General features: G+C 69.6%; 20 protein-coding genes. 7 read left to right on the top strand and 13 right to left on the bottom strand.

The genetic code is table 11. The features are described 5' to 3' along the window. Window positions 1-129 precede the first annotated feature (129 nt). The 4 genes from phhA (at window position 130) to JGR68_RS00085 (ending at window position 5763) form a co-directional block, all read left to right on the top strand. A complete protein-coding gene (phhA, locus tag JGR68_RS00100; RefSeq protein WP_199362632.1) occupies window positions 130-1032 on the top strand; it encodes a phenylalanine 4-monooxygenase in 903 nt (300 codons plus the stop codon). A 296-nt stretch (window positions 1033-1328) separates the two neighbouring features. Continuing rightward, entirely contained in the window at window positions 1329-3527 is a 2199-nt protein-coding gene (locus JGR68_RS00095; protein ID WP_199362631.1) for a TonB-dependent receptor, read from the top strand. Between the two features lie 203 nt (window positions 3528-3730). After that, window positions 3731-4744, top strand: a complete 1014-nt coding sequence (locus JGR68_RS00090; RefSeq protein ID WP_199362630.1) for a class 1 fructose-bisphosphatase — start codon at window positions 3731-3733, stop codon at window positions 4742-4744. Between the two features lie 314 nt (window positions 4745-5058). Next, on the top strand, window positions 5059-5763 hold the full coding sequence (locus JGR68_RS00085) for a 2OG-Fe(II) oxygenase (protein WP_199362629.1): 705 nt from the start codon (window positions 5059-5061) through the stop codon (window positions 5761-5763). An 18-nt stretch (window positions 5764-5781) separates the two neighbouring features. On the opposite strand, the gene JGR68_RS00080 is transcribed toward JGR68_RS00085, so the two are convergent. The 3 genes from JGR68_RS00080 to JGR68_RS00070 are packed head-to-tail and all read right to left on the bottom strand — an operon-like array spanning window position 5782 to window position 8223. After that, the gene (locus JGR68_RS00080) at window positions 5782-6219 is read right to left on the bottom strand and encodes a response regulator (protein WP_199362628.1); all 438 of its coding nucleotides are present in this window, start codon (window positions 6217-6219) and stop codon (window positions 5782-5784) included. Continuing rightward, window positions 6216-7031, bottom strand: coding sequence for an ATP-binding protein (locus JGR68_RS00075; protein WP_199362627.1), 816 nt, complete (start codon window positions 7029-7031; stop codon window positions 6216-6218). Before JGR68_RS00075 ends, JGR68_RS00080 begins: the two co-directional genes overlap by 4 nt. Before the next feature lie 58 nt (window positions 7032-7089). Continuing rightward, window positions 7090-8223: a PA0069 family radical SAM protein gene (locus JGR68_RS00070; RefSeq protein ID WP_199362626.1), complete on the bottom strand. Its 1134-nt coding sequence runs from the start codon at window positions 8221-8223 to the stop codon at window positions 7090-7092. A gap of 50 nt (window positions 8224-8273) precedes the next feature. Between JGR68_RS00070 and cls the strand changes: the two genes are divergently transcribed. From cls to JGR68_RS00055, 3 genes are all read left to right on the top strand, one after another. Then, complete coding sequence (gene cls / locus JGR68_RS00065; RefSeq protein WP_234446665.1) at window positions 8274-9722, top strand: cardiolipin synthase; 1449 nt, start codon at window positions 8274-8276, stop codon at window positions 9720-9722. A gap of 173 nt (window positions 9723-9895) precedes the next feature. After that, complete coding sequence (locus tag JGR68_RS00060) at window positions 9896-10237, top strand: hypothetical protein (protein WP_234446535.1); 342 nt, start codon at window positions 9896-9898, stop codon at window positions 10235-10237. Window positions 10238-10352: 115 nt separating this feature from the next. Continuing rightward, window positions 10353-11129, top strand: coding sequence for a pyridoxine 5'-phosphate synthase (locus JGR68_RS00055; protein WP_199362625.1), 777 nt, complete (start codon window positions 10353-10355; stop codon window positions 11127-11129). Window positions 11130-11730: 601 nt separating this feature from the next. Here the strand turns inward: JGR68_RS00055 and JGR68_RS00050 are convergent. The 10 genes from JGR68_RS00050 to dnaA all read right to left on the bottom strand — a co-directional run bounded on the left by JGR68_RS00050 (window position 11731) and on the right by dnaA (window position 23328). Next, on the bottom strand, window positions 11731-12144 hold the full coding sequence (locus tag JGR68_RS00050) for a biopolymer transporter ExbD (protein WP_199362624.1): 414 nt from the start codon (window positions 12142-12144) through the stop codon (window positions 11731-11733). Between the two features lie 15 nt (window positions 12145-12159). Beyond that, a complete protein-coding gene (locus JGR68_RS00045) occupies window positions 12160-12585 on the bottom strand; it encodes a biopolymer transporter ExbD (RefSeq protein WP_199362623.1) in 426 nt (141 codons plus the stop codon). A 31-nt stretch (window positions 12586-12616) separates the two neighbouring features. Further along, window positions 12617-13363, bottom strand: coding sequence for a MotA/TolQ/ExbB proton channel family protein (locus JGR68_RS00040; RefSeq protein ID WP_199362622.1), 747 nt, complete (start codon window positions 13361-13363; stop codon window positions 12617-12619). 93 nt (window positions 13364-13456) lie between these two features. Further along, window positions 13457-14122 (bottom strand): energy transducer TonB, encoded by a 666-nt coding sequence (locus JGR68_RS00035; protein ID WP_199362621.1) that lies wholly within the window; start codon window positions 14120-14122, stop codon window positions 13457-13459. 144 nt (window positions 14123-14266) lie between these two features. Beyond that, the gene (locus JGR68_RS00030) at window positions 14267-15472 is read right to left on the bottom strand and encodes a tetratricopeptide repeat protein (protein WP_199362620.1); all 1206 of its coding nucleotides are present in this window, start codon (window positions 15470-15472) and stop codon (window positions 14267-14269) included. A gap of 109 nt (window positions 15473-15581) precedes the next feature. Next, window positions 15582-16397: a M48 family metallopeptidase gene (locus JGR68_RS00025; protein WP_199362619.1), complete on the bottom strand. Its 816-nt coding sequence runs from the start codon at window positions 16395-16397 to the stop codon at window positions 15582-15584. A 68-nt stretch (window positions 16398-16465) separates the two neighbouring features. Further along, window positions 16466-18919 carry a DNA topoisomerase (ATP-hydrolyzing) subunit B gene (gyrB, locus tag JGR68_RS00020; protein ID WP_199362618.1) on the bottom strand — a complete coding sequence of 818 codons (2454 nt, stop codon included), beginning with the start codon at window positions 18917-18919 and terminating at the stop codon, window positions 16466-16468. Between the two features lie 553 nt (window positions 18920-19472). Beyond that, a complete protein-coding gene (recF, locus tag JGR68_RS00015) occupies window positions 19473-20537 on the bottom strand; it encodes a DNA replication/repair protein RecF (protein WP_234446664.1) in 1065 nt (354 codons plus the stop codon). An 88-nt stretch (window positions 20538-20625) separates the two neighbouring features. Next, complete coding sequence (dnaN, locus tag JGR68_RS00010; protein WP_199362616.1) at window positions 20626-21726, bottom strand: DNA polymerase III subunit beta; 1101 nt, start codon at window positions 21724-21726, stop codon at window positions 20626-20628. 267 nt (window positions 21727-21993) lie between these two features. Continuing rightward, window positions 21994-23328: a chromosomal replication initiator protein DnaA gene (gene dnaA / locus JGR68_RS00005; protein ID WP_199362615.1), complete on the bottom strand. Its 1335-nt coding sequence runs from the start codon at window positions 23326-23328 to the stop codon at window positions 21994-21996. Window positions 23329-23438 lie beyond the last annotated feature (110 nt).

Genomic DNA, 23438 nt, shown 5'->3' with positions numbered 1-23438 from the left:
ACGCGGACTTCATGGCGAGGATCGCAAGCATCTTGCGCACTCGAGGCGCTAGAGTCGATGGGTGATGGCGTCATCGCGCACGAAAGCTGCGTCGGCAGTCAGCGCGCCCCGCCGAACCAGGAGTCCACCATGTCCGCCCAGGCCCCCGTCCAGCCCCGCCGCGTCGAGAACCTCCACACCGACAAGGGCAAGGTGCCGGTCTACGCCACGGGCGTGGTCGACCAGAACTGGGGCGGCTACACCGCGGAGGACCACGCGACCTGGGCGACGCTGTTCGAACGCCAGCGCCGGCTGCTGGTCGGCCGCGCCAGCGAGGCCTTCCTCACCGCGCAGGACGCGATGGGCATGACGCCCGACCGCATCCCGAAGTACGACGACCTGAACCCGGTGCTGGAACCCGCCACCGGCTGGCGGCTGATCGGCGTCGAGGGCCTGCTGCCGGAGCTCGACTTCTTCGAGCACCTGGCCAACCGCCGCTTCCCGGTCACCTGGTGGATCCGTCGCCCCGACCAGATCGATTACATCGAAGAGCCCGACCTCTTCCACGACCTGTTCGGCCATGTGCCGCTGCTGATGAACCCGGTGTTCGCCGACTACATGGCCGCCTACGGCCGCGGCGGGGTCAAGGCGCACGGCATCGGCGCGGAGGCGCTGCAGAACCTGACGCGCCTGTACTGGTACACGGTGGAGTTCGGCCTGATCCGCGAGGCCGACGGGCTGCGCATCTATGGCAGCGGCATCGTCTCGTCCAGCGGCGAGTCGGTGCACGCGCTGGAGTCGCCGGCGCCCAACCGCATCGGCTTCGACCTCGAGCGCATCATGCGCACGCGCTACCGCATCGACACCTACCAGAAGACCTATTTCGTCATCGACAGCTTCGAGCAGCTGATGGCCGCGACCGGTCCCGACTTCACGCCGATCTATGCGCGCCTGGCTGAGCAGCCGTCGATCCCCGCCGGCACCGTGCTCGACTCCGACGCCGTCTTCCAGCGCGGCACCGGCGAAGGCTGGACCACCGACGGCGACGTCTGACCCCGCCGCCCCACCCCCGCCCCGCGCCCTGCAGGAGCGGCCACAGCCGCGATCGCCCCGAACCTCCACGCCCTGTAGGAGCGGCTACAGCCGCGATCGCTCTGGGCCCTTGGCCAGCGGCCACCTGCCTGCCCGATACCCTGTGCCGATCGCGGCTGTAGCCGCTCCTACAGGTCGGTCCACGCGCCGGCGCGCCCACGCTCGCTGCTCCGGGCCGCAGCATTGCAACCACACCGTTCCGCGCCCGCGACCCCCGCTCACGTCCCCGGGCGCAGCCCACGGGCGACAATGTCGACATGACTGCCTCCCCCCTGCACCGCCTGCCGGCCATCGCGCTGGCCACCCTCTCCTTCGCCATCGCCACGGCCCTCGCCTCCGCCCCGGCGCAGGCCCAGGACATCGTCAGTCCTCGTGCCACCGCCTCCTCCCCCGCGAGCGCGCCCGATGCATCCGGCTCGACGCCGGACTCCACCCCCACCACCCTCGACGCCGTCGTGGTCGAAGCCACGCGCCTGCGCACCGTCCCGGCCTTCGACACCCCCGCCTCCACCGCCACCATCGACCTGGAAGGCGAACGCGCGGGCGCCGATGGCGATGTCTCCGAAGTCCTGCGCGGCGTCCCCGGCCTGCTGGCGCGCGACCGCCAGAACCTGGCCCAGGACACCCAGCTCTCGATCCGCGGCTTCGGCGCGCGCGCGACCTTCGGGGTGCGCGGCCTGCGCCTGTACGCCGACGGCATCCCGGCCTCGATGCCCGACGGCCAGGGCCAGCTCTCGCACTTCAGCCTGGCCGGCGCCGAGCGCGTCGAGGTGTTGCGCGGTCCGTTCTCGGCGCTGCACGGCAATTCGTCGGGCGGCGTGGTCTCCATCCACAGCGCCGACGGCCAGGCCGGCGATCCCTGGCGGCTGCGCGCGACCGTCGGCAGCGACGGCACCTGGACCGGTGCGGCCCGCCTGCTCGGCGGCAACGACGTGGTCGGCTACAACGTTTCGCTCTCGCGCCTGGACACCGATGGCTGGCGCGACCATTCGGCCGCACGCCGCGACGTGGCCAATTTCAAGCTCGGCTTCGACCTGGGCGATCGCCGCTCGCTGGCCCTGGTGCTCAACCACGTCGACATCCCCGAAGCCCGCGATCCCCTGGGCCTGACCGCGCAGCAGGTGCGCGAGAACCCGCGCCAGGCGGTCGCCAACGCGTACCTCTACGACACCCGCAAGAGCGTGCGCCAGTCGCAGGCCGGCGCGGTGTTCGAGCAGGGCTTCGGCCAGGCACAGTCGCTGCGGCTGTCGGCCTGGGGCGGCGACCGCGAGGTCACCCAGGTGCTGCCGATTCCGCCGGCGCCGCAGCGCAATCCGCTGCATTCCGGCGGCGTGATCGACCTCGACAACCGCTACGCCGGCTACGACGCGCGCTGGTCGTGGAGCGGCAGCCTCGCCGACCGCCCGCTCGAGGTCGCCGCGGGCATCGCCGGCGAGCGCCAGCGCCAGCGCCGCCGCGGCTTCGAGAACTTCGTCGGCGACGCGCTGGGCGTGCGCGGTGCGCTGCGCCGCGACGAGCGCAACGAGGTCGAGACCGAGGACCTGTACGCGCAGGCCTGGTGGCGGTTCGCACCGCGCTGGTCGCTGCTGCTCGGCGCGCGCCGCAGCGAGGTGGAGTTCACCTCGCGCGACGGTTACGTCACCGCCGGCAACCCCGACGACAGCGGCCGGGTCGACTACTCGGAAACCTCGCCGGTGGCCGGCATCACCTTTGCGCCCTCCGAGCACCTGCGGATCTACGCCTCCGCGGGCCGTGGTTTCGAGACGCCGACCTTCAACGAACTCTCCTACCGCGCCGACGGCGGCGCCGGCCTGGCCTTCGGGCTGCGTCCGGCGGTGAGCGACAACTACGAGCTCGGCCTGAAGTGGCGCACGGCCACCGGCGGCCAGCTCGAGGCGGCGCTGTTCCGCGCCGACACCGATGACGAGATCGCGGTGGCGACCAACGTGGCCGGCCGCAGCAGCTACCGCAACGCCGGCGGCGCCCGCCGCCAGGGCGTGGAGCTGTCGTGGCTGCAGCCTCTGGGCGATGCCTGGGACCTGCAGCTGGCGGCAACCCGGCTCGAGGCCGAGTTCCGCGGCGGTGGGGTGGACGCCGGCGCGATCGTGCCCGGTGCGCGCATCCCGGGCGTGCCGGAGCGCCAGGGCTTCGCCCGCCTGCAGTGGAACGCCGGCGGCCCCTGGACCGCCGCGCTCGAAGCCGAGGCCATCGGCGACGTGGTGGTGAACGACGCCGGCACCGAGGCCGCGTCCGGTTACGGGCTGCTGCACATGGAGGCCTCGCGCCGCTGGAACACCTCGGCCGGTCCGCTGCGCGTGTTTGCGCGCGTCGACAACGTCCTCGACCGGGACCACATCGGCTCGGTGATCGTCAACGAAGGCAACGGCCGCTTCTACGAACCCGGCGCCGGCCGCACCTGGCTGCTGGGCCTGGAGTGGCAGCTCGACCGCCGCTGACGGCCCACCCCCACCCCCGTCCTCCCCCTGTAGGAGCGGCTACAGCCGCGATCGCCTCGTCGTCGATCCATCGCCAGGCCCGCTCGCGGCTGTAGCCGCTCCTGCAGGGGATGCCTCGCCCGCGGGGCGCGGGCCAACGCCCCTGCAGCCGCCGGGCCCTTGGGCGACAATGGCGGCCCCGTCCGCCACTGCGCAGGTCCGCGATGTCCAGCCACGTCTCCCTCACCCGCCACCTGATCGAGGAGCAGCGCGCCGGCCGCATCAATGCCGACCTGCGCCAGCTGATCGCGGTGGTCGCCCGCGCCTGCACCAGCATCTCGATCGCGGTCGGCAAGGGCGCGCTGGGCGGCGTGCTGGGTGACGCCGGCACCGGCAACATCCAGGGCGAGGCGCAGAAGAAGCTCGACGTGCTGTCCAACGAGATCCTGCTCGAGGCCAACGCCTGGGGCGGGCATCTCGCCGCCTGCGCCTCGGAAGAGATGGACCACTGCTTCCCGATTCCCGACGCGTATCCGCGCGGCAACTACCTGCTGCTGTTCGATCCCCTCGACGGCTCCAGCAACATCGACGTCAACGTGTCGGTCGGCACCATCTTCTCGGTGCTGCGCTGCCCCGAGGGCACGGCCGCGGCCTGCGACGAGGACTTCCTGCAGCCGGGCACCGATCAGGTCGCCGCCGGCTACTGCGTCTACGGCCCGCAGACCACGCTGGTGCTGACCTTCGGCCACGGCACCCACGCCTTCACCCTCGATCGCGAGTCGGGCACCTTCATGCTGACGCGCGAGGCGATCCGCATCCCCGAGGAGACGAAGGAGTTCGCGATCAACATGTCCAACCAGCGCCACTGGGAGGCGCCGATGCAGGACTACGTGCGCGACCTGCTGGCCGGCAAGGAAGGCCCGCGCGGCAAGGACTTCAACATGCGCTGGGTCGCCTCGATGGTCGCCGACGTGCACCGCATCCTGACCCGCGGCGGCATCTTCATCTATCCCTGGGACCGCAAGGACCCCGGCAAGGCCGGCAAGCTGCGCCTGATGTACGAGGCCAACCCGATGTCCTTCCTGGTCGAACAGGCCGGCGGCGCCGCCAGCAACGGCCGCGACCGCATCATGGAGATCGCCCCCACGCAGCTGCACCAGCGCGTGCCGGTCTTCCTCGGTTCGAAGTCCGAAGTCGAAGCCGCCACCCGCTACCACCGCGACCACGACGGGGGCTGATTCGCTCCGGTCCTGGCGGTTGGAGCAGAGCTTTGCCACGGATCACGCGGATGACGCGGATTTGCGCGGATAGAGCAGGAGTAGAAGAGAGCTTCTGTCTGTCTTGCGCGTGGTCTGACCGTCGGCCATGGCGAAGCCCGGACGAAGCGCTTCAGCAATCGCCCGCCCAGTTTTCTCCGCCAACTGTTTCTCCGCCAACTGTTCTTTTCCGCGCAATCTGCTTCATCGCGCCATCCGCTTGATCCGTGTAAATCCGCTCTTATCCGCGTCCATCCGTGGCAAAAAAATGCTCTTCCCCCCACCCGGAGCCCGAAATGCACGACAGCGCTGACTTCATAGAAGTGACGCCCGGCGCGCTCGACGCGGCGACGTGCGCGGCGATCGTCGAGCGCATGCGGGGGAGCGATGCGCTGCAGCCGGGGCGGGTGGGCAGCGGGGTGTTTCCCGAGCTGAAGAAGAGTCGCGACATCGGCCTGGCCGGGCGTGCCGACTGGGCCGATGTCGAGCAGGCGCTCAATGTCGCGGTCTACTCGGGGCTGCTGGCCTATCTGCGCCGGTATCCACAGGCGCTCATCGCGCCGCTGATGCTGCAGCAGCCGGGGCCGGACGGCGCGCTGCGCCGCCTCGAGGCGGACGACATCACGGCGATGGACGACCGCGCGCTGGGCCAGCTGGCGATGGCCTGCCTGCGTCCCGGAACGGTCAACCTGCAGTGGTATGCCGACGGCGAGGGCGGCTATCCCTACTGGCACTGCGAGCTGTATCCCCGCGACGCGCCGGCCGAGACCCTGCATCGCCACCTGCTGTGGACGCTCTACCTCAACGACGGCTTCGAAGCCGGCGAGACCGAGTTCCTGTTCCAGGGCCGCAAGATTGCACCGCGCACCGGCGACCTGCTGATCGCGCCCACCGCCTTCACCCACACCCACCGCGGCAACCGCCCGCGGGGCGGCGACAAGTTCATCGCCACCAGCTGGATCCTGTTCCAGCGCGCCGAAGCGCTCTTCCCCGCGTCCTAGATCCGGCCCGGCCGGGCTCTACGAATCCCGCGGGTGGTTGAGCATCAGCCAGTACAGCCCGACCTGCTTCACCGCGCCCATGAACTGGTCGAAGTCCACCGGCTTGCGGATATAGCTGTTGGCGCCCAGCGAGTAGCAGGCCTCGACGTCGAAGGGCTCGGTGCTGGTGGTCATGACCACCACCGGCAGGCTGCGCGTATCGCTGTCGGCACGGATCGCCTGCAGCACCTCGCGTCCGTCCATGCGCGGCATGTTGAGGTCGAGCAGCACCAGCGCAGGCGCGTCGTGGCGGACCTGGCCCGCCCACTGCCCGCGCCCGAACAGGTAGTCCAGGGCCTCGACGCCGTTGTCGACGACATGCAGCGGGTTCGCGATCTGCGCCTGCGCGAAGGCGATCCGCGTCAGCTCGACGTCGTCCGGATTGTCCTCCACCAGCAGGATCGGGCGGTTGCTCATGACGGCTCCCGCTCACCGACCGCCGGCAGTTCGACGTGGAACATGCTGCCTTCGCCCGGCACGCTCTGTGCGCCGATGCTGCCGTGCATCCGCGCGACGATGCGGCGCGCGATCGCCAGCCCGAGGCCATGACCGCCGCCATCGTCGGCCCCGTGCAGGCGCTGGAACGGTTCGAACACGCGTTCGCTGTGCCGGGCTTCGAAGCCGCTGCCCTGGTCGCGCACGCGGATGCGCACGCGCTCGCCGACGCGCTCGGCGTCGACCGTGATGCGCACCGACTCGCGTGCGGCGGAAAACTTCCAGGCGTTGTGCAGCAGCTGGTCGAAGACCTGCTTCAACTGGCGTTCGTCCGCGCGCACCCGCATGTCCGGCTGGACCGTGGCTTCGACCGCACGGCCGGGCTCGGCATCGCAGAGTTCGACCAGCGCCCAGTCCACCAGCAGGCTGGCGTCGACGTCGGTGATCTCCAGTGGATCGTGCGATGCGCGCGACAGCGCCTGCAACGAATCGATCAGCGCGGCCATGCGCGCGGCGGCGGCGCGGATGCGCGCGAGCTGTCCGCGCCCGGTGTCGTCCAGGCGTTCGCCCGAACCCGCTTCCAGCATGGCCGCGAAGCCCTCGATCGCGCGCAGCGGCGCGCGCAGGTCATGCGCGATACCGTGCGAAACCAGGGCATGGTCCTTGAGGACATCGGCAAGCTCGGCCTCGCAGTCACGCAAACGCTGGCCGAGGTCGTCCGGGGCCGTCGCCGCCGCGCCGGCCGGACCGCTCTGCCCGGCTGTCTCCGCGGCGTGGCCCAGTTGCTCTTTCATCGGCGCACCGTACACCAGGGGGACGTCGCCGGTGCGTGTAAGCAGCGCGGCCCAGGGCCTAGAACAGGCTTCCCTGGGGCGACGGTACAGGTTCGCGCACGGGCTTCGCGGGCGGTACGAACCGGCTGCAGTCGAGCGACGGCAGGCGGGTGAATCCCAGCTGTCGCCAGGCCTTGCGGAAGCGTGCCGCCAGCAGCTGGGCGAAGGGTCCTTCGCCACGCATGCGCGTGCCGAACCCGCTGTCGTAGTCGCGGCCACCGCGCATCTGCGAGACCAGGCTCATCACGTGCGCGGCGCGGTCCGGATAGTGCTGCGCGAGCCATTCACGCCACACCTCCTTCAGCTCGTGCGGCAGGCGCAGCAGCACGTATGACGCGTCGCGCGCACCCGCATCGCGCGCGGCGGTGAGGATCGCCTCGAGCTCGCCATCGGTGATCGCCGGGATGACCGGGGCCACCATCACGCTGACCGGCACGCCGGCTTCGTGCAGCCCGGCGATCGCCTTCAACCGCGCATGGGGCGCCGAGGCCCGCGGCTCCATGCGCGCGGCCAGGCGGTTGTCGAGCGTGGTGACCGAGAGCGAGACCTGCACCAGGCCCTGCGCGGCCATCGGCACCAGCAGGTCGAGGTCGCGCAGCACCAGCGCGTTCTTGGTGATCAGGTGCACCGGATGCCGGGTCTCGGCCAGCACCTCGAGCAGGCCGCGGGTGATGCGCTCGCGGCGTTCCAGCGGCTGGTAGGCATCGGTGTTCACGCCCAGGGCGATCGGCGAGCAGGCGTGGCGCGGGCGCGCGAGCTCGGCGCGCAGCAGCTCGACCGCATTGGTCTTCGCGAACAGCCGGGTTTCGAAGTCGAGGCCGGGCGACAGGTCGAGGTAGGCGTGGCTGGGCCGGGCAAAGCAGTAGACGCAGCCGTGTTCGCAGCCGCGGTAGGGGTTGATCGACTGGCTGAAGCCGATGTCGGGCGACTGGTTGTGGCTGATGATGCTGCGCGCGCGCTCCACGGTGACCACCGTGGCGGGGCCGGGCTCGAGCGCTTCGCCGCTGGCGTCGCTGAAGTCGTGGCCCGATCCCCAGCCGTCGTCCTCGCGGCTGGCCGAGCGCTGTTCGAAGCGGCCGGTCACGCGCGAGGCCGCGCCGCGGCCCTTGAGGGGCCCCAGGGCGGCCAGCCTGGCTTTGCCATCGTCGCGCATGCGGCTAGCCTAGGCGCCGGTTGTCTCAGTCCCTGCGACGGGGGAAGCGTCTGGACGTGTTGCGCGATGCCTGGCAGGGCCTGCTGTCGATTCCCCACCTGGGCAGCTGGCTGATCGCGGCCTGGGCGGCCTACCTGTTGCTGCTGGGCGGCTGGATCGTGCTGCAGAAGCGCGAGCCGGTGGCGACGCTCAGCTGGCTGCTGGGCCTGGCCCTCCTGCCCTATCTCGGCTTCCTGATCTACCACGTGTTCGGACCACAGCGGATCCGGCGCCAGCGCCTGCGCCGCGCGCGCAGCCGCGAGTCCATGGCCGCGTCTCCCGCCTTCGACGCGGGCGCGCACGTCGACGCCGCCGAGCTCGCCCGCCTCGGCACCGCCAGCACCGGGCTCGCCCCTTCCACCGCGCGCGACGTGCGCCTGCTGGTCGACGGCGCCGCCAAGTACGAGGCCCTGCTGGCCGACATCGCCCGCGCCACCCGCCATGTCCACCTCGAGTACTACATCTACGAGCCCGACCTGACCGGCACCGCGCTGCGCGATGCGCTGGCCGAACGCGCGCGGGCCGGGGTCGAGGTCCGGCTGCTGGTGGACGCGATCGGATCGGGGGCGGCGCGGCGCTTCTTCCAGCCGCTGCTCGACGCCGGCGGCGAGCTGGCCTGGTTCCACCCGATGCGCCTGGGGCAGTTCTGGCGCCGGCCCTGGGCCAACCTGCGCACCCACCGCAAGATCGTGGTGATTGACGGCCGCATCGCCTACACCGGCGGCATGAACATCACAGACGAGCAGGACGAACGCCTCGGCGACGCTGCCTATCGCGACCTGCACCTGCGCCTGGAAGGCGAGGTGGTGCGGCGGCTGCAGCTGGTGTTCTGCGAGGACTGGGCCTACGCGACCGGCGACCGGCAGTTCCTGTCGAACGTCGCGCGCGATGCGCCGGCGGATGCCGCCCCCGGACCGGTGCATGCGCAGGTGCTGGTCTCCGGACCGGACTCGCCCTGGGAGGCGATCCACCGCATGCACGTCTCGGCGATCCACGCCGCCAAGGCGCGGGTGTGGATGACCACGCCGTATTTCGTGCCCGGCGAGGCGGCGATGATGGCGCTGACCTCGGCCGCCGCCGCAGGCCTCGACGTCCGCCTGCTGGTCCCGCGGGAGAGCGACTCGAAGCTGGTCACGCTGGCCGCGCGCTCCTACTTCGGCGCCCTGCTGCTCGCCGGGGTGAAGATCTACGAATACGGCCCGCGCATGCTGCACAGCAAGAGCCTGCTGGTCGACGACGAACTGGTGCTGGTGGGCAGCGCGAACTTCGACCACCGCAGCTTCCGGCTGAACTTCGAGGTCTCGGTGCTGTTCGACGATCCCGGCATCGCCGCGCAGATGGCGGCCCTCTTCGAGGGCGAACTCGCCAGCGCCCCGCGCGTCCAGCGCGGCCGCCACCGCCCCCTCTTCCGCGCCCGCCTTCCCGAAGCCCTCGCCCGCCTCCTCTCCCCCCTCCTGTAGCCGCGGCTACCCGACCCTTGAGTCCGATCACGCTGCCCCGGCCTCGACACACCGCCAACCATCGCCGCCGCCGCCCCAAACTGCGACCAGCGGCAAGCTCCAAGCGCCCGGCGGCCGCGCGCCGCCCAGCCCAGCCGGGCTAGACTTCGCCATCGATCCCGCGGAGAAAGTCCATGCCCTGGCTGTTCCTCCTCCTGGCCGTGGCCGCGTTCGCGGTGGCGCTCAACGCATCCTCGATGGCGCTCGCCGTCCTCTGCCTGCTCGTGGCGCTCGCCGGCATCGTGGCCTGGGTCCTCGGCCTGCTGGCCCAGCGCGTCGGCAACCAGTCGCGCGACGACAGCATGATGCTCGACCCGCTGGAGCTGAAGCGCCTGCGCGAGGATGCGGAAACCCGCCGCGCGGCTGCCGGATCTTCGATCGGCGCGACAGCGGCAGCGTCAGCAGGCGCGGCCGCGAGTTCTGGCGGGGCGGGCGCCCATGTCGCTCCGCCATCGGTGGACGTCTCCCAGGGCTGAGCCGCGTTGCTCGCTGCGATCCAGCCCTGATCCGGCGTTCACCTGACTCGAGTCCGCTTCCAGCCCTTCGTACGAGCCGGGCTCGAACGGCCCGAGCGGCGTATCCTCCCGCGTCATGACCCGCCTCAGCGTCAACCTCAACAAGGTCGCCGTGCTGCGCAACTCGCGCGGCGGCGCCGAACCGGACGTGCTGCGCGCCGCGCGCACCTGCCTGGATGCCGGCGCCCACGGCCTCACCCTGCATCCACGCCCGGACGCACGCCATGCCCGTGCCGACGACGTCATGGCGCTCGCCGCCCTGGCGACCGCACGCGGCGTCGAGCTCAACCTCGAAGGCAACCCGTTCGCCGCTCCGCGCCCGGGCTATCCCGGCTTCATCGCCCTGTGCCGCGAGGCGCGCCCGGCGCAGGCGACCCTGGTCCCGGATGACGACGGCCAGATCACCTCGGACCACGGCTTCGACTTCGCCCGCGACCGTGAACGCCTCGCGCCGCTGATCGCCGAGCTGCGCGGCCTCGGCTGCCGCGTGAGCCTGTTCGCCGACGCCGGCAGCGCCGTCGAGTCCGCGGCCGAAGCCGGCGCGGACCGCATCGAGATCTATACCGGCCCCTTCGCCGAGGCCCACGCCGCCGGCACCCCGGACGACGCCCTCGCCGCCTGCGCCGACACCGCGCGCCGTGCCAGTGCCGCCGGCCTGGGCGTCAACGCCGGCCACGACCTCAGCCAGGCCAACCTGCGCGACTTCCTGGCCGCCGTCCCCGGCGTCGAAGAAGTCTCCATCGGCCACGCCCTGATCAGCGAAGCCCTCTACGAAGGCCTCGACACCACCATCCGCCGCTACCTCACCCTCCTCCACCCCCTCCGCCCTCTCCGCCCCCTCCGCCCCCTGTAGGAGCGGCTACAGCCGCGATGGCGAAAGACCTTTTTGCCACGCATCCACGCAGATCAGAGCGGATTGACACGGATAGAGCAGGGGTCAGTCGGAATACAGAGGGTGACGGAAGCGCCGCACTCCGCGACACGAGCGATGTGGCGGTCAGGGGCGCGCCGAAACCCAGGGGATGCGGAACCACGGAGGCCTGCCCCTCGGGAATGTCCAAGCGATGACCAACCCCCCAAACGCATCCGAAAGAGACTGGCTGCAGCGCCGCCCATTGGCCCTTGCCTGAAGCAGATCCGCGTAATCCGCGTAATCCGCGTAAATCCGTGGCAAAAGCTGTTCCCTTCATCCAGACAGGCGACTGCAGCCCCGTCCGATCTCGCCCTTTCCAACACTCCCGCGTCGGCTCTATCCGTGTCAATCCGCTTTGATCTGCGTGGATCCGTGGCAAAAACAGGTCCCTCGCCATCGCGGCTGTAGCCGCTCCTACAGGGGGGGGGCGTGGTTCCCGATCGACGGGCACAAAAAAACGCCGCCCCTGGGGGCGGCGCAAGAAAGCAAGCGTGTTGTTCCTCCCGGCGCGCTGCAGGCGACGCCGGGAGGATCTTGCGGATCAGTTCCTGACGAAACCGATCTTCATCATCTGTGCGTTCTTCGCTTCGGCCAGCACCTTGGCCAGCACCCCGTAGTCGGCATCGGCGTTGACGTCGATCTCGAGCGTGGGCTGGTTGTTCGGATCGCGCTGGACCTCGCTTTCCATCATGTTGCGCAGCGCCGACATCGGCGCCGGGCTGTCGTTCCAGAAGACCTGGCCGCCGGCATCGATGCGCAGGCGGATCGGCTCCGGAGGATCCACCGGGTTCACCGGTGGATTCGTCGAGCGCTGCGGCAGGTCGATGTCGATCGGATACGACAGCTGTGGGGCGGTGACCATGAAGATGATGAGCAGCACCAGCATCACGTCGCAGAGCGGAATGATGTTGATGTCGGCCATCGGGCCGTCACCGGAATCGGAAGAAAAAGCCATGGTGCAAACTCCGGATCAGTTGCTCTCGCGGGTGGCGACGAAGCCGACCTTGCGCATGCCTTGCTGCTGCGCGACCTGGACGACTTCCTTGACCATCCCGTACTTCGTGGTCTTGTCGGCGCGGACGTTGACCGGCGGCTGCGGGGTCTTCTGCGCTTCGACCGCCAGCGAACTCTCCAGAAGCTGGAGCGTCACCGGCGAATCGTTGAGGAAGATCTCGCCGCTGTCGGTCACCGCGATGGTGATGGGCATCGCGGCCGGAGCCGAGTCCGGCCGCTCGTCCAGGTTGGCCTGCGGGAGCTCGACCTTGACCTTGTGGGCCATCAGCGGCGCCGTGACCATGAAGATGATCAGCAGCACCAGCATCACGTCGACCAGCGGCACGATATTGATCGTGGCGTTGACCTTGTCATGGCCTCTACCACTTGAACTGTAAGCCATGTCGGTTCTCCTCGGGCCTGTCCGTCTGCGCTTAGTGCTTCTGCTCGCCGACGCGCGAGCCGGTGGCGAAGAAGTCGTGCAGGTCGTGGGCGAAGGTGTCGAGCTTGTTGTTCACGCCGCGGTTCAGGCGGACGAAGAAGTTGTAGCCGAGCACCGCCGGGATCGCGACGCCGAGGCCGATCGCGGTCATGATCAGCGCCTCGCCGACCGGACCGGCAACCGCGCCGATGTCGGCCTGGCCGCTGGCGCCGATGCGGATCAGGGCGCGGTAGATGCCCCACACGGTGCCGAGCAGGCCGACGAACGGCGCGGTCGCACCGACGGTGGCGAGCACGGTCAGGCCGGCCTCGAGCTTCAGCGACTCGCGGGTCACGCCCTGGCGCAGCGCGCGGTCGACGAACTCGGAGCGGTTGAGCGACTCGACCAGGCGCGAACCTTCATGGCGCTGATGGTGCGCGGCGGCCTGGGCGGCATCGAGCGCGACCTTGGAGAAGGGCTCGCTGCGACGCTCTTCTTCCATCGAACGGATCGCGTCCTGCGCGTTCTGGGTTTCCCAGAACGTGTTGATCACGCGGTCGGAGCTCCCGCGCAGGCGGGCGTGCTTGATGGCGTTGAAGATGATCCAGTAGATCGACATGGCCGACATGATCAGGAGGGTGATGAGCACCACCCAGCCGACCGCGTCCATGTGTTGGATCATGTCCGCGAAGCCCATCTGCTGGAGCGCTGCGGCGTTGCTGCCTCCAGCGGCGGGGACGTTAGTGGTTTCCTGCAGCATGACGCTTACCTTCTAGATGTTGGAATGTTGGAAAAGGGTGGAGCGGGCGGAGCGGTGGGGCAAAGCTTGCAGCGGATCGCTGTTGCGGACGCTTCAGAGGACGAAGTCCACCGGGACGCGGACGCGGCCGGCCACGGGGACGCCATCACGCACTTCCGGGTTGAAGCGCCAGCGGCGGGCGGCATCGATCGCGGCGCGGTCGAGGTCACGGTTGCGGCTGGACTTCTCGACCGACACGTTGGTCACGTTACCCGAAGCATCGACCTCGACCACTAGGACGACCTGGCCGGTGATGCCGGCGCGAAGGGCGGCCGGCGGGTACTTCGGCGGGTTCATGCTCTTGGACGACGGATCCACGCTGGCGCCGATGCTCGGGGCCGGGGCCGGGGGAGCAGGCGGGGCCGGCGGCGGGGCCGGGGTGTCGATCGGCGACGGCTCGTCGAAGACCACCGGCGGATCCTCCGGCGGCGGCGGCAGCGGCGAGGGCTGCGGCGGCACCAGCTCGCGGATCGGCTGCGGCTCCGGCGGCTTTGGCGGCGGCGGCGGCGGCGGCGGGGGCGGCGGCGGCGGTTCGATGATCACCACGCGGGTGACCTGTTCCTCCTCCTGCGCGGCGCCGGGCGGATTGACCGGGGCGAGCAGGAGCAGGACGGCGGCGGCGTGGAAGGCCACCACCATGGTGAAACCGGCGATACGCGCCCAGTTGAGGCCCTCGTCCTGTTCGTTGTTCCGGTCAAGGGTCGTGGCGTGCTGCGTCATGCGGGGAACTCGAGTCTGGCCGGGCGGCGAGCGCCCCGAATGTTGTCTGGATCCGCGACCGTGTTCTGCGCGGGAATTTCCAAGCTTAACCCAATCGTGCAGCGCAGTACCACCGCACGAAAGGACATGTTTTGACCTGCCGTATCAGCGCGCAAGCAGCTTGCGCGCCTCTTCGGGATTGCTCAGGCCCTTGTCGAGGGCCTTCTGCGCCGCGGCCTTGGAGTCGGCCCCGCGGCCCTCGTTGGCCAGTGCCTTGGCCAGGTTGAGCCAGGTGCTGCCGTCATCGTCCAGCGGCGCGGCCTTGCCGTAGAACTCGATCGCCTTGTCGTACTGGTCGGTGAAGTAGTAGGCCTGGGCCAGCGAGGCATAGGTCCGGTAGTCGCCCTTGAGGATGCCCTTGTCGAGGCCCTCGTTGAGGACCGCGATGGCCTTGGCCTCGCCGCCCTCGGTGTTGAGGTAGAGCGCCGAGAGGTTGCTGTAGTCGCGATCCTCGCTGAGCTCACCGGCCTGGCGCAGGCGCTCGTAGACCTCGATCGCCCTGGCGTGGTCGTCGGCCTGGAGGTAGATGTTGGCGAGGTTGAGCTGGGCGCGCTTGTCGCCGGGCACCTGCGCGGCGACCTGTTCGGCCAGGGCCGTGGCTTCGCCGGGGCGGCCGGCGTCCGCGTAGGAGGCCATCAGCAGCTGGGTCCAGTCCGGACGCGCGTCCGGATTGCCCTTGACGACCGGTTCGAGCGCGGCGATCGCCTCGTCGAAGCGCTCCAGGCGGTACAGGGCGTTGCCGCGCATCACGTGCACGTCCGCCTTCTCGGTGCGGGTCTCGGAGACCAGGCGATCGAGGGTGGCCAGCGCGCCGGTGTAGTCGTCCTCCACCAGCTGGATCTGCGCGATCGCCAGCATGGTGCCGTAGTGCTCGTTGTTGCCCAGGCCGTCGAGCTGGATCGCCTGCTGGAGCAGGTCGGCGGCGCGCGCGTTGTCCTCGTTGATCAGGAGGTCGGCCAGCAGGCGCAGGCTGATCGCGCGCTCGTAGGCATTGGCCTTGTCGTTGTCGAGGATCACCTTGGCCGCGGCTTCGGTCGCGGCCAGGTCACCGGCCTGCTGCGCTTCGGACAGTTTGTTGATCTGCGGGCCGATGCGCGGGGTCGCGCGCAGCCCGGGCTCCTTGCGGGTGGCCGCGGGATATTCGTTCACCACGTCGGCCTTCGGCGCGGACGCTTCCTGCTGCTGGCGCGAGGAGCTACGGCGCTCGGAGGCGCCGCGGGCCTGCGCGAACGCATCGGCGGCGGTGCCCAGGGCGAGCACGGCGGCCATCGCGGCAACCAGGTAATGGCGTTGGGGATTCGAAGCGGACATGGGGACCTCTCGGGTGCGGTGCACGGGGGCCGCGTGTGCACGGGGGGTGCCAAAACTAACAGAACGGGAACCGCCGGCGCGACCGCACCATTGGCACATGCCTAACGCGTCAGCCGCAGGCAGGGCGACGGCCGCCGGCGCGGGCCTGCTCGTAGGTCGGGACCAGCGCCGCGGCCCGGGACTGGAGCTCGCCGATGCGCGCGGCGGGGTCCGGATGGGTCGACAGCCACTGCGGCGAACGCGCGCCACCGCTGGCGGCGATCATGTTCTGCCACAGGTTGACCGCCTCGCGCGGGTCGAAGCCGGCGGCCGCCATCAGGCGCTGTCCGACCACGTCCGCCTCGCTCTCCTGCACGCGCGAGCCCGGCAGCAGGAACGCCGTCTGCAGCGCCGCGCCGCCCAGCTGGTTGGTGGTCTGGGTGGCGCCCTCGCCGTAGCGCGAGCCCACCAGGGCGCCAACCACGCCCAGCGCGCCCTGTGCGCCCATCTGGCGGGTGATGCGTTCGTCGTGGTGCTTCTCGACCACGTGGCCGACCTCGTGGGCGATGACCGCCGCCAGCTGGTCTTGGTTGCGGGCCACGCCGAGGATGCCGGTGTAGACGCCGACCTTGCCGCCCGGCAGCGCGAAGGCGTTGGGGTTGTCGTCGACGAACACCGCGGTTTCCCAGGCGATCCGCCGCTGGTCGGCGGGCAGCTGGGCGACGATCGCGTTGACCACGCAGCTCACGTAGCGCTTCTGGCCCGCGTCGCCGGTCTGGCGCATCTGCGTCTTCTGCTCGGTGAAGGCCTGCGCCCCCATCTGGTCGAGCTGCTCCTGGGACACCGCCCCGACGTACTGGGTGCGCCCGGTGGACGAGGTGGTGGTGGCACAGGCCGCGACCGCCAGGGTGGCGGCGACGGCGGCGGCAATCGGGAGGGTCTTCATCGTGACGTCCTGGATGGGCTCTGGACGTTGTAGGCCCCGCGAGCTGAAGGCGGCGTCAACCGCCCTGTTCAGACGTCAAGATTCGACACCCGCAGCGCGTTGTCCTCGATGAAGGCCCGTCGCGGCTCGACCACGTCACCCATGAGGGTGCTGAAGATCTGGTCGGCACCCACGGCGTCCTCGATCGTCACCTGCAGCAGGCGGCGCGTCTCCGGATTCACCGTGGTGTCCCACAGCTGCTCGGGGTTCATTTCGCCCAGGCCCTTGAAGCGCTGGATCTGGCGGCCCTTCTTGGCCTCCTCGAGCAGCCAGGCCTGGGCCTGGGAGAAGCTGGAGATGGCCTGTGCACGGTTGCCGCGGATGATCTGGGCGCCTTCGCGCACCAGGCCGCTCAGCAGCGCCGCGGCGTCACGCAGCGCACGCAGTTCGCCGCCCTCGAAAGCCGAGAACGGCAGCACCTGGACCGCATCCACGCCCATGTGGCGGCGCTTGACCACCAGCGCCGGCCCCACGCCCTCGGTGGCCGGCTGGAACTCCAGCGCATAGCGCGGCTTGCCCAGGCCGGATTCGTTCAGGCGCTTTTCCAGCAGGTCGAGCTCGTGGCGCTCGTCGACGTTGCGGGTCAGCGCATCGGCATCCAGCGGCGTGAAGTCGACCAGCGCGCCCAGCAGCTCCGGATCGTAGCGCCAGGCGTTGCGGGCGATGGTGTCGCGCGCCGCGGCGTACGCCAGCAGCAGCCGCTCCAGGCCCTCGCCGGTGATCGGCGGCTCGCCGCTGGCGGGCACCAGCGAGGCGCCCTCGACCGCGTTGCCGGCCAGGTAGGCGTCGAGCGCCGCGTCGTCCTTCAGGTACAGCTCGGTCTTGCCCTGCTTGATCTTGTACAGCGGCGGCAGGCCGATATAGATGTGGCCGCGCTCGATCAGCTCCGGCATCTGCCGGTAGAAGAAGGTCAGCAGCAGGGTGCGGATATGGGCGCCGTCGACGTCGGCGTCGGTCATGATGATGATGCGGTGGTAGCGCAGCTTGTCCGGGTTGTACTCGTCCTTGCCGATGCCCGTGCCCAGCGCGGTGATCAGCGTGCCGACTTCGGCCGAGCCCAGCATGCGGTCGAAGCGCGCGCGCTCGACATTGAGGATCTTGCCCCTGAGCGGCAGCACCGCCTGGTTCTTGCGGTTGCGGCCCTGCTTGGCCGAGCCGCCGGCCGAGTCACCCTCGACGATGAACAGTTCCGACAGCGCCGGATCCTTCTCCTGGCAGTCGGCGAGCTTGCCGGGCAGGCCGGCGATGTCCAGCGCGCCCTTGCGACGCGTGAGGTCGCGGGCCTTGCGCGCGGCCTCGCGGGCGCGCGCGGCGTCGACGATCTTGCCGGCGATCGCCTTGGCCTCGCTCGGGTTCTCCTGCAGGAACTCCTGCAGCTTGGCGCCGAAGGTGTGCTCCACCACCGGGCGCACGTCCGAACTGACCAGCTTTTCCTTGGTCTGCGAGGAGAAGCTCGGGTCCGGCACCTTCACCGACAGCACCGCGATCATGCCTTCGCGCATGTCGTCGCCCGACAGGCTGACCTTGGCCTGCCTGGCAACGCCGTTCTGCTCGATGTAGTTGGTGAGCGTGCGCGTGAGCGCCGCGCGGAAGCCCTGCAGGTGGGTACCGCCGTCCTTCTGCGGGATGTTGTTGGTGAAGCAGAACATGGTCTCCTGGTAGGAGTCCGTCCACTGCAGCGCCACCTCGACGGTGATCCCGTTCTCCTCGCCCGACACCGCGATGACCTTGGGGTGCAGGGGCGTCTTCAGCTGCGCCAGGTGCTCGACGAAGGAGCGGATGCCGCCCTCGTACTCGAACACGTCGCGACGCGCCTCGCCGCGCTCGTCGGCCAGCGTGATCTTGACCCCGGAGTTGAGGAAGGACAGCTCGCGCAGGCGGCGCGCCAGGATCTCGTAGTGGAACTCGACGTCGCTGAAGATCCCGGTGGCGGGCTTGAAGCGCAGCGTGGTGCCGCGGCGCGTGCCGGCCGGGCCCACGGCCTTGAGCGGGTACAGCGGCTCGCCCAGCGCGTATTCCTGCTGGTGGTGTTCGCCGTCGCGCCAGATGTCGAGCCACAGGTGCTCGCTCAGCGCGTTGACCACCGACACGCCGACGCCGTGCAGGCCGCCGGAGACCTTGTAGCTGTTGTCATCGAATTTTCCGCCGGCGTGCAGCACGGTGAGGATGACCTCGGCGGCCGAGACGTTCTCTTCCTTGTGGATGTCGACCGGGATGCCGCGACCGTTGTCCGACACCGAGACCGAGCCGTCCTCGTGGATGATCACCGAGATGTCGTCGGCGTGGCCGGCCAGCGCCTCGTCGATCGAGTTGTCCACGACCTCGAACACCATGTGGTGCAGGCCGGTGCCGTCATGCACGTCGCCGATGTACATGCCGGGACGCTTGCGGACGGCCTCGAGGCCGCGCAGGACGGTGATCTTGCTGGAATCGTAGCCGGTGTTGGCGGCGGTCTCGGGGGTGCTGCCGTGGTCTTCGGTCATCGAGGTGCTTCTGGCCGTGGAAACGCCCGGCAATGGCCGGCGCACGGGGGCCGCGCGCGACACATTACTTATAGGGCTTGAGACGGCGATTATAGCATTTCGGGGCCGTTGGCAAGGGGTTTGGCGGGGCAGGCGCCGATGGGGCTGGGCGCGGGCATCGCGGGGGCATCAGCCAGGAATCAGCGTGCGGCTTTGAAGACAAGCTGCGGCAGCGCGACGCGCTTGATGCTGACGAGTCGAATCCCGCAGATTGGCTCAGTGTGGCCACGACAGGACGGCAGGATCAATGCGGAGGCCCTGAACACTCCGGAGCCGCAACGGCCTGGGGTTGGATACTTTGCATCTGCTCCACACGTTTCACGTGGAACACCCCGCCTGCCTCGAGGCGCCAGCCTGCCTCGGGCGAATTCCGCGATGATGCCGAGATGCAATAAAAAAGGAGGGCGGCACGCTGACGCCGCAAACCGATGGCAGGTATCGACAGGGACATCCGTTCGTCAGGGGCGGCGTGGACAGGTGGATGGAGACCCAGGCGAGACCAGACTGAACCGCTCTAAGGCTGTGAGGGCGCCACAGCACCTTGTTTCACGTGAAACAGGCGCGATCCCACACTCCCTTGGAGCTGATCCGTCCCGGTCACAAACGCCTGCGCCGGCGTGCCGCCAAGAAACGCCAACACGCGCGTCCGATGCTCCGCATCCAGCTCCGAGGCGAGGTCGTCCAGGGCGATCACCGGCCAGTCGCCGCGCTCTTCCGCACAATCCGTCGCCTGCGCGAACAGGCAGGACAGCGCCGCCAGCTTCGCCTGCCCACGCGACAGGGCCTCGCCGTCCTGCTTCCCATCAAGCCGAAGGCGCCAGTCGGCCCGGTGTGGGCCCACGCTGGTATGCCCGATCATCCGGTCCCGCTCCCGTGCCACGGCCAGGGCGTCCGCCAGAGACAGGTTCGACTGCCGCCAGCCCGGTTCGAAGTCCAGCTGGGGGCGCCCGAGCGACGGCGCCAGGGCCTGCGAGACCGTCTCCAGACGCTCCTGCAGCCGGTCAAGGTACAGGGCGCGCCGGCGCGTCAGCTCCTCGCCGGACGCCGCAAGCTCATGATCCCAGGCCGCGATCTGTCCGGCAGCGGCACCGGACTTCAGCAGCGCATTGCGCTGCTTCAATGCGCGAGAATACCGACGCCAGACCGGAAGAAACCCCTGTTCCACGTGGAACAGACCCCAGTCGACAAAGCGGCGTCGCGGTTCGCCCCCGCCGGACACCAGTGCGTGGCTTCCGGGTTCGAACGTGACCACCATGAAGGCTGCACACAGCTCCCCCAGATGACCGATCGCGCGCCCGTCGATCCGCGCCTCCCAGCTGGCGCCCGCGTGGCGCAGGCCCACCTTGTGGCTGGCTGCGTCCGCGTCGTCGCGCCATTCGGCGAATACCTCGACCGCGCTGGCTCCAGTCCGCACCAGGCCGTCGCGCACGCGGCCACGAAAGCTGCGCCCGTAGGCGAGCAGGTGCAGGCCCTCCAGCACGCTGGTCTTCCCCGCACCGTTGGGCCCGACCAGCACGTTGAGGCCCGGGCCCGGCTCAAGCGCCACCTCCACCAGGTTGCGCAGGTCCCTGAGCTGCAGCCGCGTCAGGCGCACACCCGCGCCCCCGGAAAAGCAGAACGCCCGGACCTGGCCGGGCGTTCCTGTTCCACGTGGAACCTGGCCGGGTTCACAGCCTCAGCGGCATCACGACATGGCGTGAACGCTCATTGGCCGCCTCGCGCACCAGCGCCGAGGAATTCGCGTCGCGCAGCGCCAGCACCACGGTCTCGTCGCGCAGGGCACCCAGGGCGTCGAGCAGGTAGTTCACGTTGAAGCCCACGGCCAGGCCGTCGACCGGGGTATCGGCCTCGATCTCTTCCTGCGCTTCTTCCTGCTCGGGGTTGTGGGCGCTGATCTTGAGCTGGCCCGGCGACACCTCGATGCGTACGCCGCGGTACTTCTCGTTCGACAGGATGGCCGCGCGCTGCAGGGCGGCGCGCAGGACCTCACGATCGACCTTGACCTCGCGGTCGGCGCCGATCGGAATCACCGCCTCGTAGTCCGGGAAGCGGCCGTCGATGAGCTTGCTGGTGAAGGTGACGTCGTCACGCTTCACGCGGATGTGGTTGCGGCCCATTTCCAGTTCCAGCACCCGGTCGCCGCCCTCCAGCAGGCGCTGCAGCTCGGTCACGCCCTTGCGCGGCACGATGATCTGGCGCTTGGCATGGGCGCCGCCCTCGAGCGCGGCCTCGCACAGCGCCAGGCGGTGGCCGTCGGTGGCCACGCAGCGCAGGCGATGTTCACCCAGGTCGAAGAGAAGGCCATTGAGGTAGTAGCGAACGTCCTGCTGGGCCATCGCGAACGCGGTGCGCTCGATCAGCTCCTTGAGCGCCGCCTCCGGCACCTCGACCCGCTCGGTGGCCTCGACCTCGTCGATCGACGGGAAGTCATTGGCGGGGAGGCTCGCCAGGGTGAAGCGGCTGCGGCCGGCCTGGACGGTGATCCGGTCACCGGACTGGCTCACCGTCACCTTGCTGCCGTCGGGCAGCGCCCGGACGATGTCGAACAGCTTGCGGGCCGGGATCGTGACCTCACCGTCCTGGGCGTCGTCAACCGCGCAGCGCGCCACCATCTCGACCTCGAGGTCGGTACCGGTCAGCGAAAGCTGGCCGTCCTTCACCAGGGCCAGCAGGTTTGCCAGCACCGGCAGCGTCTGCCGGCGTTCGACCACGTTGACGACCTGCGCCAACGGCTTCAGGAAGGCTTCTCGCTGCAGACTGAAACGCATGCCGGTGGTATCCCCTTGCCCTAGCTCTTGAATTGGATAAATACAAAAAGCGGTGGTGGTGGTGTCCGGAAAATCAGTTGACAACCATCACAAACGATTGATTTTAAACGGTATTTCCTTCCGACAACCCCGTGGACAAGCCGGCTTCCAGCGGTGGGAGAACCTGTGGACAACTTCCGGTCCCCGATCGGGACGACGACTTGTCCACAGCTTGTCCCGGGTCCGTCCACCGGCTTTGCAGCCCCTGTTTCGACCCCACTGCCGGGCTCATTCGCTGAGCTTGCGGATGAGCTTGTCCCAGTCCTCGCGGAGCTTGCCGTCGGTCTGCGCCAGGGCGCGGATCTGCCGGCAGGCATGCAGGACCGTGGTGTGGTCCCGACCCGAGAAGGCGTCGCCGATTTCGGGCAGGCTGTGCTCGGTCAGTTCCTTGGCCAGCGCCATCGCCATCTGGCGCGGACGGGCCAGGGAACGGGTCCGCTTCTTGCCCAGCATGTCCTTGATCTGCAGACCATAGTAGTCTGCCACGGTCTTCTGGATATTGGGGATGCTGATCGCCGCCTGCTGGGCGCGCAGCAGGTCGCGCAGCGTCTCCTGGGCGAACTCGGTGGTGATCGCGCGGCCGGTGAAGTTGGCCTGGGCGGACAGCGTATTCAGCGCCCCCTCGAGGTCGCGCACGTTCGACGGCATCTTCTTGGCCAGCAGGAAGGCGACGTCCTCGGGGATGTGCACGCCGCGCTCGCGCGCCTTGGCCAGCACGATGGCCGCGCGGGTCTCGAAATCCGGCGGGTCGATGCCCACGGGCAGGCCCCAGGCCAGGCGCGACTTCAGGCGCGGCTCCAGGCCCTCCACTTCGCGCGGGAACCGGTCGCAGGTCATGATGATCTGCTGGCGGCCCTCGAACAGCGCGTTGAAGGTGTGGAAGAACTCCTCCTGCGTGCGGTCCTTGCCGGCGAAGAACTGGATGTCGTCGATCAGCAGCGCGTCGAGCTGCTGGAACTGGCGCTTGAACTGGTCCGCCGTGCGTTCCTGCAGCGCGCGGAAGAACGCGGTGTAGAAGTCGTTGGAGCGCATGTAAAGCACCCGCGCGCCGGGGTTGTTGCGGCGCATCTCGTTGCCGGCCGCGAACATCAGGTGGGTCTTGCCCAGCCCGGTGCCGCCGTACAGCAGCAGCGGGTTGTGCGCCCGGTCACCGGGCTTCTGCGCCGCCTGCCAGGCCGCCGCGCGACCCAGCTGGTTGCTGCGCCCTTCGACGAAGTTCTCGAAGGTGTAATGCGGATCGAGGTTGCCGTGGAACGCCGCCGCGCTCGCGGTCGCCGAGGCGGCATTGGCCGCGGCGGTCGCGGTCACGCGCTGCGGTGCCGGCGCCACGGGCATCGAACCGATTTCGAGCGAGACGTCGGCGCCGCCGCCGAAATGCCCCAGCAGTTCGCGGATGCGCGGCAGGTAGCGTTCCAGCACCGCATCGCGCACGAAGGCGTTGGGCGCGTAGAGCACGGTCGCATCCTCGCGGCGCGCGGCCTGCAGCGGCCTCAGCCAGGTGTGGACATCCTCGGCCGGGAGTTCGGCTTCCAGGCGTTCGAGGCAGCGGGGCCAGGCATCCATGTGGGAGTTCACATCACCGACAGCGAGACCGCCGCGCGTCGTGGCAGGCCACGTGCGGCGGAGGTGGAAAGGGGGAGGCCAGCCTATCACCGCGGTTCCCGGCCTGCTCG

Origin of the sequence: Luteimonas sp. MC1750 (assembly GCF_016615955.1) — a bacterium.
In the GTDB taxonomy this organism is placed as follows: Bacteria; Pseudomonadota; Gammaproteobacteria; order Xanthomonadales; family Xanthomonadaceae; genus Luteimonas.
Note: the sequence above shows the minus strand (reverse complement) of the source record. Positions and strands in the feature narration are given on the sequence as shown.